This window comes from Acidocella aluminiidurans, assembly GCF_055383125.1.
Window position 1 is genome coordinate 3,175,902 of record NZ_AP031589.1, and the last position, 12,334, is coordinate 3,188,235.

The 12,334-nt window shown below is 64.1% G+C and carries 11 protein-coding genes; all 11 read left to right on the forward strand.

The genetic code is table 11. The features are described 5' to 3' along the window. Positions 1-3 precede the first annotated feature (3 nt). From nuoF to ACZ46S_RS15685, 11 genes are read left to right on the forward strand one after another with little or no spacing between them, the layout of a single operon-like run. Complete coding sequence (gene nuoF / locus ACZ46S_RS15635; RefSeq protein ID WP_464062501.1) at positions 4-1,296, forward strand: NADH-quinone oxidoreductase subunit NuoF; 1,293 nt, start codon at positions 4-6, stop codon at positions 1,294-1,296. A gap of 3 nt (positions 1,297-1,299) precedes the next feature. Next, the gene (nuoG, locus tag ACZ46S_RS15640; RefSeq protein ID WP_464062502.1) at positions 1,300-3,351 is read left to right on the forward strand and encodes an NADH-quinone oxidoreductase subunit NuoG; all 2,052 of its coding nucleotides are present in this window, start codon (positions 1,300-1,302) and stop codon (positions 3,349-3,351) included. 2 nt (positions 3,352-3,353) lie between these two features. Further along, complete coding sequence (gene nuoH / locus ACZ46S_RS15645) at positions 3,354-4,364, forward strand: NADH-quinone oxidoreductase subunit NuoH (RefSeq protein WP_464064295.1); 1,011 nt, start codon at positions 3,354-3,356, stop codon at positions 4,362-4,364. A gap of 12 nt (positions 4,365-4,376) precedes the next feature. Next, positions 4,377-4,865 carry an NADH-quinone oxidoreductase subunit NuoI gene (nuoI, locus tag ACZ46S_RS15650; protein ID WP_008494399.1) on the forward strand — a complete coding sequence of 163 codons (489 nt, stop codon included), beginning with the start codon at positions 4,377-4,379 and terminating at the stop codon, positions 4,863-4,865. Positions 4,866-4,878: 13 nt separating this feature from the next. Further along, a complete protein-coding gene (locus ACZ46S_RS15655; RefSeq protein ID WP_295736980.1) occupies positions 4,879-5,520 on the forward strand; it encodes an NADH-quinone oxidoreductase subunit J in 642 nt (213 codons plus the stop codon). Further along, positions 5,520-5,828, forward strand: a complete 309-nt coding sequence (nuoK, locus tag ACZ46S_RS15660) for an NADH-quinone oxidoreductase subunit NuoK (protein ID WP_008494402.1) — start codon at positions 5,520-5,522, stop codon at positions 5,826-5,828. The genes ACZ46S_RS15655 and nuoK overlap by 1 nt, the downstream gene beginning before the upstream one ends. A 2-nt stretch (positions 5,829-5,830) precedes the next feature. Next, entirely contained in the window at positions 5,831-7,741 is a 1,911-nt protein-coding gene (nuoL, locus tag ACZ46S_RS15665; RefSeq protein ID WP_464062503.1) for an NADH-quinone oxidoreductase subunit L, read from the forward strand. Between the two features lies 1 nt (position 7,742). After that, on the forward strand, positions 7,743-9,263 hold the full coding sequence (locus ACZ46S_RS15670; protein ID WP_464062504.1) for a complex I subunit 4 family protein: 1,521 nt from the start codon (positions 7,743-7,745) through the stop codon (positions 9,261-9,263). Then, on the forward strand, positions 9,260-10,684 hold the full coding sequence (gene nuoN / locus ACZ46S_RS15675; RefSeq protein WP_295736989.1) for an NADH-quinone oxidoreductase subunit NuoN: 1,425 nt from the start codon (positions 9,260-9,262) through the stop codon (positions 10,682-10,684). The genes ACZ46S_RS15670 and nuoN overlap by 4 nt, the downstream gene beginning before the upstream one ends. Then, complete coding sequence (locus tag ACZ46S_RS15680; protein ID WP_464062505.1) at positions 10,681-11,394, forward strand: biotin--[acetyl-CoA-carboxylase] ligase; 714 nt, start codon at positions 10,681-10,683, stop codon at positions 11,392-11,394. The genes nuoN and ACZ46S_RS15680 overlap by 4 nt, the downstream gene beginning before the upstream one ends. Positions 11,395-11,410: 16 nt before the next feature. Continuing rightward, positions 11,411-12,220, forward strand: coding sequence for a type III pantothenate kinase (locus ACZ46S_RS15685; RefSeq protein ID WP_295736996.1), 810 nt, complete (start codon positions 11,411-11,413; stop codon positions 12,218-12,220). Positions 12,221-12,334 lie beyond the last annotated feature (114 nt).

Below are 12,334 nucleotides of genomic sequence, written 5' to 3' on the forward strand. Positions count from 1 at the left end.
CCGATGCTGAAAGATGAAGACCGCATCTATCAGAACCTGTACGGCCAGCAGGATTGGAAACTTGCCGGGGCGCGTGCGCGCGGGGATTGGAGCGGCACCGCCGAGATCATCGCCAAGGGCCGCGATGCGCTGATCGAGGAAATGAAAGCCTCGGGCATGCGCGGGCGTGGCGGGGCGGGCTTTCCCACCGGCATGAAATGGTCCTTCATGCCCAAGCAGAGCGATGGCCGCCCCTCTTACGTCGTCATCAATGCGGACGAATCCGAGCCCGGCACCTGCAAGGATCGCGATATCATCCGCAACGAGCCGCATAAGCTGATCGAGGGCGCGCTGATCGCCTCCTTCGCGATGGGGGCGAACAAGGCCTTCATCTATATTCGCGGCGAGTATTACAACGAAGCCCAGCGCCTCCAATTCGCGATCGACGAAGCCTATGAAGCGGGTTTGATTGGCAAGAATGCGGCAGGTTCAGGGTGGGATTTTGACCTCGTGCTGCAGCGTGGCGCCGGCGCCTATATCTGCGGTGAAGAATCCGCGATGCTGGAGAGCCTGGAAGGCAAAAAGGGCATGCCGCGCATGAAGCCGCCCTTCCCGGCGGCAATGGGCTTGTATGGCTGCCCGACGACGGTGAACAATGTCGAGACCATCGCCGGCGTGCCGACGATCATGCGCCGTGGCGGCGCCTGGTTCGCGGGTCTGGGCAAGCCGAAAAATGCCGGCACGAAAATCTTCTGCATCTCCGGCCATGTGAATAATCCTTGTAATGTCGAGGAAGAGCTCGGCATTCCGCTGAAGGATCTGATCGAGAAACATGCTGGTGGCGTGCGCGGCGGCTGGGATAATCTCGGCGCCGTCATCCCCGGCGGCGCCTCCTCCCCGGTGCTCAACAAGGCGATGTGCGACACCCAGCTGATGGATTTCGACAGCCTGGCGGCATCGAAGAGCATGATGGGCTCAGGTGCGATCATCGTCATGGACAAGTCCGTGGATGTGGTGAAAGCCATTTGGCGGCTCTCGAAATTCTTCAAGCATGAGAGCTGCGGCCAGTGCACGCCCTGCCGCGAAGGCACGGGCTGGATGATGCGCCAGATGGACCGCATCGTGCAGAACAAGGCCAGCCTGGCGGATATTCACCTGCTGGAGCAGGTGACCACCCAGGTGGCCGGCCATACGATCTGCGCCTTCGGCGAGGCCGCCTCCTGGCCGATCCAGGGCATGATGCGCGCCTTCCGCCCCGAGGTGGAAGCCCGCGCGACCGATTATCAGCCGCCGGTGGCGGCGCAGGCGGCGGAGTAAGCCATGGCCAAACTCACAATCGATGGCATCGAGGTCGAAGTCCCCAACGGCTCGACCGTGATCCAGGCCTGCGAGGCGGCGGGCATCGAAATCCCCCGCTTCTGCTATCATGAGCGGCTTTCGGTCGCCGGCAATTGCCGCATGTGCCTCGTCGAAATCGAGAAGATGCCGCCGAAACCCGTCGCCTCCTGCGGCCAGCCGGTCGCCGATGGCATGGTGGTCCACACCGATAGCGAAATGGTCCGCAAGGGCCGCCGCGGTGTGATGGAATTCCTGCTGATCAACCACCCGCTGGATTGCCCGATCTGCGACCAGGGCGGCGAGTGCGATCTGCAGGACGAGGCCGTGGCCTATGGCCGCGACACTTCGCGCTACGAGGAAGATAAGCGCAGCGTCGCCCAGCCCGATTGGGGCCCGCTGGTGCGCACCACGATGACGCGCTGCATCCATTGCACGCGCTGCGTGCGCTTCACCACGGAAGTGGCGGGCACGGCGGAGCTGGGCGGCACCTTCCGCGGCGAGAGCACGCAGATCGGCACCTATGTGCAGAAGGCGCTCACCTCCGAACTCTCCGGCAATATCATAGATCTTTGCCCGGTCGGCGCGCTGACCAGCAAGCCCTACGCCTTCACCGCCCGCCCCTGGGAGCTGCGCAAGACCGACAGCATCGACGTGCTGGACGCGCTGGGCTCCAATATCCGCATCGATGCGCGCGGTGCCGAAGTGCTGCGCATCCTGCCGCGCATCAATGATGAGGTGAATGAAGAGTGGCTGGGCGATAAATCCCGCTTCTCTGTCGATGGCCTCAAGCGCCGCCGGCTGGACCGCCCCTGGATTCGCGAAAACGGCAAGCTGCGCCCGGCCTCTTGGGAAGAAGCCTTCGCCGCCATCGCCGGCAAGATCAAAGCCACGGCGCCGGAGAAGATCGGCGCGCTGGTTGGCGATCTGGCGGATGCCGAATCCATGCTGGCGCTGAAGGACTTCATGGCGGGGCAGGGCTCGGCCAATATCGATTGCCGCATCGATGGCGCCGCCTACGATGTTTCCAAGCGCGCCTTCTACAGCTTCAACACCACCATTGCCGGCATTGAAGAGGCCGACGCGCTGCTGATCATCGGCAGCAACCCGCGCCATGAGGCGCCGGTGTTGAATGCGCGTATCCGCAAGCGCTGGCTGGCGGGCGGATTCCAGGTCGGCGTGATCGGCGAAAATGCTGATCTCACTTACAAGACCACGCATCTGGGCGAAGGCCCGGCGGCCTTGCAGGCGCTGCTGGACGGCACCCACGGCTTCGCCGAACTGCTGAAGAACGCCGCCAAGCCGATGATCATCATCGGTGCCGGCGCGCTGGCCCGGCCGGATGGCGCGGCGCTGCACGCCGCCGCCTGGAAACTGGCGGCGCAGTTCAACATGCTGAATGCCGAATGGCACGGCTTCAACGTGCTGCAGCACGCCGCCTCGCGCGTTGGCGCGCTGGATCTCGGCTTGCTGCCCGGCGCCAACGGCCTCAGCGCCCAGGCGATGCTGGGCGGTGCCGCGGAGGTGCTCTGGCTGCTCGGCGCCGATAACGACGCCGTGCGCAACATCCCCAACAGCAGCTTCGTGATCTATCAGGGCCATCACGGCGATGCCGGCGCTTCCCGCGCCGATGTCATCCTGCCCGGCGCGGCCTACACCGAGAAAGACGGCACCTACGTGAACACGGAAGGCCGGGTGCAGAGCGCCTATATCGCGGTGAAGCCGCCCGGCGATGCGCGGGAAGATTGGCGCATTCTGCGCGCCATCTCCGCCTATCTCGGCCATGCGCTGCCCTACGACACTCTGGAACAGCTGCGCGCGCATCTGAAAGCCAGCTACCCGGTGTTCGGGCAGGAATTCCGCCGCTTCGCCGGCACGGATGCGGCAGCCCCGGCCAGCTACGGCGCCCTGGCCGATGCCCCCTTCACCCCGGCTCTGGCGAATTACTACCAGACCGATGTGATCAGCCGCTCCAGCCCGACCATGGCCGCCTGCGTGGCCGCCCATAATCCTGCCCTCGCGGAGGCCGCGGAATGACGATGCCGTTCTGGGATACCGATATCGGGATCGTGATTCTCACGCTTCTGAAAACCCTGGCTCTGGTGGTGCCGCTGCTGATCGGCGTCGCCTACCTCACCTATTTCGAGCGCAAGGTGATGGGCGCCATCCAGATGCGCAAGGGCCCCAACGTGGTCGGCCCGTTCGGCCTCTGGCAACCTTTCGCCGACGCCATCAAGATGCTGATGAAGGAAACCATCCTGCCGACCGGCTCGGACAAGGTGCTGTTCATCCTGGCGCCGATGATCACGTTCGGCCTCGCCATCATCGCTTGGGCGGTGATGCCGGTGAATAATGGCTGGGGCATCGCCAACATCAATGTCGGCGTGCTCTATCTTTTCGCCGTCTCTTCGCTTGGCGTCTACGGCATCATCATCGCCGGCTGGGCCTCCAACTCCAAATACGCCTTCCTCGGCGCGCTGCGCTCGGCGGCCCAGATGGTCTCCTACGAGGTCTCGATGGGCTTCGTGATGGTCACGGTGCTGATCCTCGCCGGCAGCCAGAACCTGAACGACATCGTGCTGGCGCAGAAGCATCTCTGGTTCGCCATCCCGCTTTTCCCGGTCTTCATCATCTTCTTCATCTCGGGTCTGGCGGAAACCAACCGCGCCCCGTTCGATCTGGCGGAAGGTGAATCGGAAATCGTCGCCGGTTTCTTCGTGGAATATAGCTCGATGTCCTTCGGGCTCTTCTTCCTCGGTGAATATGCCAACATGATCCTGATCAGCGGCATGACCACGACGCTCTTCCTAGGCGGCTGGCTCTCGCCGATTCCGTTCGCGCCCTTCACCATGATTCCGGGGCCGCTCTGGTTCATCTTCAAGGTGCTCATCTGCCTGTTCGTCTTCGTCTGGGTGCGTGCCACGCTGCCGCGCCTGCGTTACGACCAGCTGATGGCTTTGGGCTGGAAAGTGTTCCTGCCCATCTCGCTCGTCTATCTCGTCCTCGTTGCGGGCGTGATGGAATATTCCGGCCTGCTGGCGCATGCGTAAGGGAGCGCAATCATGAACAAGGTCCTGCGTTGGACATGGGGCCTGGTGCTGTGGGAAATTCTCTGCGGCCTGGGCATTACCTTGCGCTATTTCTTCCGGCCCAAGGCGACCATCAACTACCCGTTCGAAAAGAACCCGACCTCGGCGCGCTTCAAGGGTGAGCACGCGCTGCGCCGCTATCCCAACGGCGAAGAGCGCTGCATCGCCTGCAAGCTCTGCGAGGCGGTCTGCCCGGCCCAGGCCATCACCATCGAGGCCGAGCCGCGCGAGGATGGTTCGCGGCGCACCACGCGCTACGACATCGACATGACCAAGTGCATCTATTGCGCGCTGTGCGAGGAAGCCTGCCCGGTCGATGCCATCGTCGAGGGCCCGAACTTCGAGTTCGCGACCGAAACGCGCGAGGAACTGATGTATAACAAGGCGAAGCTCTTGGATAACGGCGACCGTTGGGAGCCGGAATTGGCCAAGCGGCTCGAGCTGGACGCACCGTACCGGTAAGGGCCCCAAGCACATGATCGCAAATCTCGCTTTCTATCTCTTCTCCTTCATCCTGCTGGCCTCGGCGGTGATGGTGGTGACCAGCCGCAACCCGGTGCATGCCGTGCTGTTCCTCATTCTCGGTTTCGTGAATGCGGCGGTGCTGTTCCTGCTCACCGGGGCGGAGTTCCTGGCCTTCATCCTCGCCATCGTCTATGTCGGCGCCGTCGCGGTCATCTTCCTTTTCGTGGTGATGATGCTGGATGTGGATTTCGTCGCCCTGAACGAAGGCTTCCAGCGCTACGCCCCGGTGGGCGCGCTGGTGGCGCTGATCATGTTCATCGAGCTGGCCTTCATCGCCGGCAATTGGGCGATCGCCCCGGCGGGCGGCGCGGATCGGATGTTCCCCACCCCGGATAACGTCACCAGCTCGGTGGCTTTGGGCAATCTGCTCTATACCTCCTACCTGCCGGTGTTCCAGCTCTCTGGCATCGTGCTGCTGGTGGCGATGATCGGCGCGATCGTGCTCACCCACCGCGACCGCAAGCGCTCGCTGCACCAGAATCTCAGCGCACAGCATGCGCGTGATCCGAAGCAGACCCTGGCCCTGGTCAACGCGCCGCTCGGCCAGGGTGCCGCCCTGCCGGCCAAGCAGCCTCACGAGGAGACGCTGTAATGCTCATCCCGCTGTCGCATTATCTGGTGGTCTCGGCGATGCTGCTGGTCATCGGCATCTTCGGCATCTTCATGAACCGGAAGAACATCATCGTCATCATGATGTCGATCGAGCTGATCCTGCTCGCCGCCAATCTCAACTTCGTCGCCTTCTCCGGCGCGCTGCATGACATGGTGGGTCAGGTCTTCACCATGTTTGTGCTCACCGTCGCCGCCGCTGAATCGGCGATCGGTCTCGCCATCCTGGTCATCTATTTCCGCAATCGCGGCTCGATCGAGGTCGAGGACGTGACGTTGATGAAGGGCTGAACATGTTCACCTTGATTGCCGTTTTCGCGCCGCTGGTCGGCGCCATTCTCGCGGGCATCGCCCGCCCCTTCATCGGGCGCGCCGCGTCGCTGGGCGCCAGCGTCGCCTTCATGCTGGTCTCGGCTTTATTCGCCATCCTGGCCTACCGGGCCGGGGTGCAGGCGCCTTTGCATCTGGCCACCTGGTTCCATGTCGGCGGCTTCACGCCGGACTGGTCCTTGCGCCAGGACCAGCTGAGCCTGGTGATGGTGCTGATGGTGAGCGTGGTCTCCATGCTCATCCATATCTATTCCGTCGGCTACATGGCGCATGACAAGACGCCGCAGCGCTTCATGTCCTATATCTCGCTCTTCACCTTCGCGATGTTGATGCTGGTGACGGCGAATAACCTGCTGCAGCTGTTCTTCGGCTGGGAAGGGGTCGGCCTCGTCTCCTACCTGCTGATCAATTACTGGTACGACCGCAAAGCCGCCAACGATGCCGCCATCAAGGCCTTCATCGTCAACCGCGTCGGCGATCTCGCTTTCGCCGTCGGCATCGCTTTGGTCTATTTCACCTTCCAGAGCACCCAGTTCGATGTGATCTTCGCCGGCGCGCCCGCGCATGCCGGCCAGCATTACATGCTGTTCGGCACCTCGCTGCCGGTGCTGGAAATCATCGCCTTCCTGCTCTTCATCGGCGCCATGGGTAAATCCGCGCAGATCGTCCTGCACACCTGGCTGGCGGACGCGATGGAAGGCCCGACGCCGATCTCCGCCCTCATCCACGCCGCCACCATGGTCGCGGCCGGGGTGTTCATGATCGTGCGCATGTCGCCGCTGATCAATCTGGCGCCGGAGGCGATGGGCTTCATCACCTTCATCGGCGCCAGCACCGCCTTCTTCGCCGCCACCATCGGCTGCGTGCAGAACGACATCAAGCGCGTCATCGCCTACTCCACCTGCTCGCAGCTCGGCTACATGTTCCTGGCCGCCGGGGTGGGCGCCTATCCGGTGGCGATGTTCCACCTCATCAACCATGCTCTGTTCAAGGCGCTGCTCTTCCTCTCCGCCGGCTCCGTCATCCATGCGATGTCCGACGAGCAGGATATCCGCCTGATGGGCGGCCTCGCCGGCAAGCTGCCCTTCACCTGCGCGATGATGCTGATCGGCTCGCTGGCGCTGATCGCGATCCCGCCTTTCTCCGGCTATTACTCCAAGGATGCGATCCTGGATGCGGCGCTGGCCGCGCATACCGGCATGGGCACCTATGGCTGGATCTGCGGCACCGCCGCCGCCGGGCTGACGGCCTTCTATACCTCGCGCCTGTTCTTCCTGGTCTTCACCGGCAAGTCCCGCGCGCCCAAGCATGTGCAGGACCATGTGCATGAAAGCCCGGCGGTGATGCTGGTGCCGCTGCTGTTCCTCGCCATCGGCGCGTTCGGCTCCGGCATCGCGCTGAAGCCGGATTTCATCGGCGCCAATTTCCAGGCTTTCTGGGGCAGCTCGATCGCGGTTGCCGCCAACTCCGCTATGTTCCACATGGAGGATATCTCCGCGCTGGCGAAGATGGCGCCGCTGCTGGTCGGTATTTTCGGCATTCTGGTCGCGGTGCTGTTCTACCTGCTGGTGCCCGCGCTGCCGGGCCGGCTCTCGCAGAGCCTCTCGCCGGTTTACAAATTCCTGCTGAACAAGTGGTATTTCGACGAGCTCTACGATGCGCTGCTGGTGCGGCCCTCGCTGAAGCTGGCGAAATTCGTCTGGCGCGTCGGCGATGAGCAGGTGATCGACGGCGTGCCCAAGGGGCTGGCGGCGATCACCGCCGATGCCTCCGCCCAGGCCGTGAAGCTGCAAACCGGCTCCATCGCGCTCTACGCCTTTGTCATGCTGATCGGCCTGCTGGTCTTCGTCAGCCTCTTCATCTGGGTGAAGTGATATGAACCAGCTTGGTTTTCCCATCCTCTCGCTGATCACCTATTTGCCGCTGCTGGGCGCCTTCATCATCGCCACGCTGAGCGGCGATGACGCGAAGATCGCCTGCCGGGCGCGGGCCATCGCGCTCGGCTTCTCGCTGCTGGTGCTGGTCCTGGGCATTTATGTCTGGACCCAGTTCAATACCGGCATCGCCGGCTACCAGTTCGTCGAGGCGATGCCCTGGCTCTCGGGCATCAATGTCGAATATCGCATGGGCGTGGACGGCATCAGCCTGTTCCTCATCCTGCTCACCTTGGTGCTGACCCCGATCGCCATCCTTTCGAGCAACGGCATCAAGACCCGCGCGCGCTCCTTCTTCGCCGCGATGCTGCTGCTGGAGACGATGACCATCGGCATGTTCGCCGCCACGGATTTCGTGCTCTTCTACATCTTCTTCGAAGCCGTGCTGCTGCCGATGTATCTGATCATCGGCGTCTGGGGCGGGGAGCGCCGGATCTACGCGGCGGTGAAATTCTTCGTCTTCACCCTGGCCGGCTCGCTGTTCATGCTGCTGGCGGTGGTCTGGATCTGGCGCCATCTCGGCACCACCAACATCGCGGTGATGACCCATGCGGCCATCCCGGCGCATGCGCAGATGTGGCTGTTCCTCGCCTTCCTAGCCGCCTTCGGCGTGAAGGCGGCGGTCTGGCCGCTGCATACCTGGCTGCCGGACGCGTATGGCGAGGCCCCGGTGCCGGGCACCATCATGCTGGCCGCCGTGCTCTCCAAGATGGGCGCTTACGGCTTCCTGCGCTTTGCCCTGCCGATGCTGCCCAACGCCGCCTACGCGGCCGAGCCGCTGATGTTCACGCTGGGCGTGGTGGCGGTGATCTACATCTCCTATGTCGCGCTGGCGCAGACGGACATGAAGCGCATGATCGCCTACTCCTCCGTCGCGCATATGGGCGTCATCATCATCGGGCTGTTCACCTTCACGGTGGAAGGCATCGAGGGCGCGCTGTTCCAGATGCTGAGCCACGGCCTGGTCATCGCCGGGCTGTTCATCTGCGCCGGCATCCTCACCGCCCGCGGCCAGAGCCTGACCTTGAAAAATCTCGGCGGGCTGGCCAGCAACATGCCGGTTTTCGCAGCGGCCCTGATGTTCTTCACCCTGGCCAATATGGGCCTGCCCGGCACCTCCGGCTTCATCGGTGAAATCCTGGTTATCGTCGGCGCGCTGAAGGTGAATTTCTGGGTCTCGCTGCTCGGCGGCGCCGGCATGGTGCTCGGCGTCACCTACTCGCTGGTGCTGGTGCGCGCGGTGCTCTTTGAGAAATATGCAAGGCCCGAGCTGGCCGGGTTGAAAGACCTGAGCGGGCGTGAATACGCCATGCTGCTGCCGCTGGCGGTGCTGGTGATGTGGCTGGGCGTCTATCCTTCCAGCTTCACCCATGCTTTCGATGCGCCGATCAACGCCCTCGTGCAGGCGCATTCCGCTGCCCTCAACCCGCATATGGCGCTGGCCATGGTGACCGCAAAATGACCGAACTCTACGCTCTCCTCCCGGCCCTGGTTCTGGGCCTTGGCGGCATGGTGCTGTTGACCGGCGGCGTGCTGGCGAAAAAATCCGAAACCACCCCGGCCGTCACTTTCGGCGCCGTGGTGCTGCTGGCGGTTGCCGCGGTGGTCAATCTACTGGCCCCGGACACGCTGATCTGGAACGGTCTGTTCAAGACCAGCCTGTTCACCCGCTATGCCGATATGCTGGTCTATCTCGGCGCCATCGCGGCGCTGATCTTGTCGGTGGATTACAATAAGCGCGAAGGCATCGCCCGGTTCGAATACCCGATCCTGGTGCTCTTCGCCGTCATCGGCATGATCGCGATGATCTCCGCCGCCGACATGCTGACTTTGTATCTCGGCTTCGAGTTGCAATCGCTGGCGCTCTATATCTGCGCGGCCTTGGCGCGGGATAATCTGCGCTCCACCGAGGCCGGCTTGAAATATTTCGTGCTCGGCGCGCTGGCTTCCGGCCTGCTCGTCTATGGCATCTCGCTGGTCTATGGCTTCGCCGGCACCACCAATTTCGCCGCCCTGGGCGAAGTGTTCCGCAGCGGCACCGCCGGTGTCGGCACCATCGCCGGGGTGGTGTTCGTGCTGGTCGGCATCGCCTTCAAAATCTCCGCCGCCCCGTTCCATATGTGGGCGCCGGATGTGTATGAGGGCGCGCCCAGCTCCGTCACCGCGCTCTTCGCCACCGCCCCGAAGGCCGCCGCCATGGCGCTGTTCCTCTCGGTGATGGCCGGGCCGTTCGGGCATCTCACCGGCCAATGGTCGGCGCTGATCCAGATCCTGGCGGTGCTCTCCATGGTCATCGGCGCGCTCGCCGCCATCGGCCAGAGCAACATCAAGCGCCTGCTGGCTTATTCCTCGATCAGCCATATGGGCTACGCGCTGATGGGCCTGGCCACCGGCACGGTGGACGGCATCCAGGCCAGCCTGGTCTATATCGCCATCTATGTGGTGATGTCCTTCGGCGTGTTTGGCTGCGTGGTGGCGATGCGCCGCAACGGCCAGTCCGTGGAGAAGATCAGCGATCTCGCCGGTCTCGCCGCCGAGCATCCGGGCTTCGCCTTCGCCATGGCGGTGTTCATGTGGTCCATGGCCGGCATTCCGCCGCTGGCCGGCTTCTTCGCCAAGCTCTACGTCTTCGCCACCGCCTTCAATGCCGGGCTGGATACGCTCACCATCATCGGTATCGTCGCCAGCGTGGTCAGCGCCTTCTATTATCTGCGCGTGATCAAGGTGATGTATTTCGATAAGGGCCAGCCGAATTTCGAGCGCGTCTCCGCCGGGGCCGGGTTCGTGATGGCGGTTGGCGCTTTCGCCACCATCGTCTTCGTCATCCTCCCCGGCCCGCTGATGGCGGTGGCCGGCGAAGCCGCGAAAGCGCTGATGGGGTGATCCCCTGGCGCCTCGAACTCTACGAGGAGCTGGGGTCCACCTCCGATCTGGTCGTCACCCGCGCCAAGGCGGGTGAGCCCTCCGGCCTCGCCGTGCTGGCGCTGCGCCAGACCGCCGGGCGCGGCTCGCGCGGCCGGGCCTGGAGCGCGCCGCAAGGCAATCTTAATTTCTCCATCCTGCTGCGCCCGACCCGCCCGGCGGCCGAGGCCGGGCTGTTCTCGCTGCTCGCCGGCATCGCCGTGGCGCAGGCGCTGGCGGGGCAGGGGGCGCAGGGCCTGTCGCTGAAATGGCCGAATGACATTCTCTGCAATGGCGCCAAGCTCGCCGGCATCCTGATCGACGCGGTGCCCAACGGCCCCCGGCTGGACTGGCTGGTGATCGGCATCGGCATCAATCTGCGCGAAGCCCCGGAAATCCCCGGAAGGCGCACCACGGCCCTGGCCGCGCAAGGGCTGGTCCTGGCCCCGGAGGATGCCGCCCGCGCCATCCTGGCCCGGCTGGAGCCGTTGCTGGAGGCGCCGGGCGAGGAGATCCGCGCCGCCTGGCTGGCACTCGGCCATCCGCTCGGCACCAAGCTGGACATCGCCTTCGCCGGGCAGCGCCGCGGTGGCCTGTTCGCCGGCCTCTCCCCCGCCGGCGAATTGCTGTTGCAGTGCGAAAATCGTATCGAGACGCTCAATACCGGCGAAGTCTTGCTGGCGAACGGGTAAGAGCGAGGAGGGGCGGATGCTTCTGGTCATCGATGCAGGCAACACCAATATCGTGTTCGCCGTGCATGACGGCACGCAATGGCGGGGCAATTGGCGGCTGGCGACCTCCGCCCAGCGCACCTCGGATGAATATGGCGTCTGGCTGGAGGTGCTGCTGGCCCGTGCCGGCATCTCCGCGCGGGAGATCACCCGTGCCGTCATCGGCACCGTCGTCCCCGCCGCGCTCTACCATCTGCGCCGCCTCTGCCGGGAATGGTTCGAGGCCGAGCCGCTGGTCGCCCGCGCCGCGCTGGATTGGGGCTTTCAGATCAAGACCGCCAACCCGGAAGGGGTCGGGGCGGACCGTCTGCTCAACGCTTTGGCCGCGCATCAGCATTACCAGGGGCCGCTGGTGGTGGTGGATTTCGGCACCGCCACCACCTTCGATGTGGTGGACGAAACCGGCGCCTATATCGGCGGCGCCATCTCGCCGGGCATCAATCTTTCCATCGAGGCGCTGCACCAGGCCGCTGCCAGGCTGCCGCGCATCGGCATCGGCCGCCCGCAGATGGTGATCGGGCGCGATACCGTGCCGGCCATGCAATCGGGCATCTATTGGGGCTATATCGGGCTGATCGAAGGGCTGCTGGCCCGCATCGAGGGCGAGTTCGGCGCCAGGCTGAAAGCCATCGCCACCGGCGGCCTCGCCCCGCTTTTCGCCGAAGGCACCGCCAAATTCACCGCCATCGACCCAGACCTGACGCTGGAAGGGTTGCGCCTGCTCTCCATGCGCAATAAGCCCCCCTCTTTGCCGCGCGATCGCGCGCGGTTCCTTGAAACTGACTGACGACACGCGAGGAGCAGACCAATTCGTGGCTAAATCCAAAGGCAAGACCGCCCCCGTCATCGACGAGGCCGAGGCGGGGTTCATCTTCGTGCCGCTCGGCGGCACCGGCGAGAT

Bases quoted from the DNA above. Each gene is read 5' to 3' on its own strand.
- nuoF (WP_464062501.1), top strand. From the start codon at position 4: ATGCTGAAAGATGAAGACCGCATCTATCAGAACCTGTACGGCCAGCAG.
- nuoG (WP_464062502.1), top strand. From the start codon at position 1,300: ATGGCCAAACTCACAATCGATGGCATCGAGGTCGAAGTCCCCAACGGC.
- nuoH (WP_464064295.1), top strand. From the start codon at position 3,354: ATGCCGTTCTGGGATACCGATATCGGGATCGTGATTCTCACGCTTCTG.
- nuoI (WP_008494399.1), top strand. From the start codon at position 4,377: ATGAACAAGGTCCTGCGTTGGACATGGGGCCTGGTGCTGTGGGAAATT.
- ACZ46S_RS15655 (WP_295736980.1), top strand. From the start codon at position 4,879: ATGATCGCAAATCTCGCTTTCTATCTCTTCTCCTTCATCCTGCTGGCC.
- nuoK (WP_008494402.1), top strand. From the start codon at position 5,520: ATGCTCATCCCGCTGTCGCATTATCTGGTGGTCTCGGCGATGCTGCTG.
- nuoL (WP_464062503.1), top strand. From the start codon at position 5,831: ATGTTCACCTTGATTGCCGTTTTCGCGCCGCTGGTCGGCGCCATTCTC.
- ACZ46S_RS15670 (WP_464062504.1), top strand. From the start codon at position 7,743: ATGAACCAGCTTGGTTTTCCCATCCTCTCGCTGATCACCTATTTGCCG.
- nuoN (WP_295736989.1), top strand. From the start codon at position 9,260: ATGACCGAACTCTACGCTCTCCTCCCGGCCCTGGTTCTGGGCCTTGGC.
- ACZ46S_RS15685 (WP_295736996.1), top strand. From the start codon at position 11,411: ATGCTTCTGGTCATCGATGCAGGCAACACCAATATCGTGTTCGCCGTG.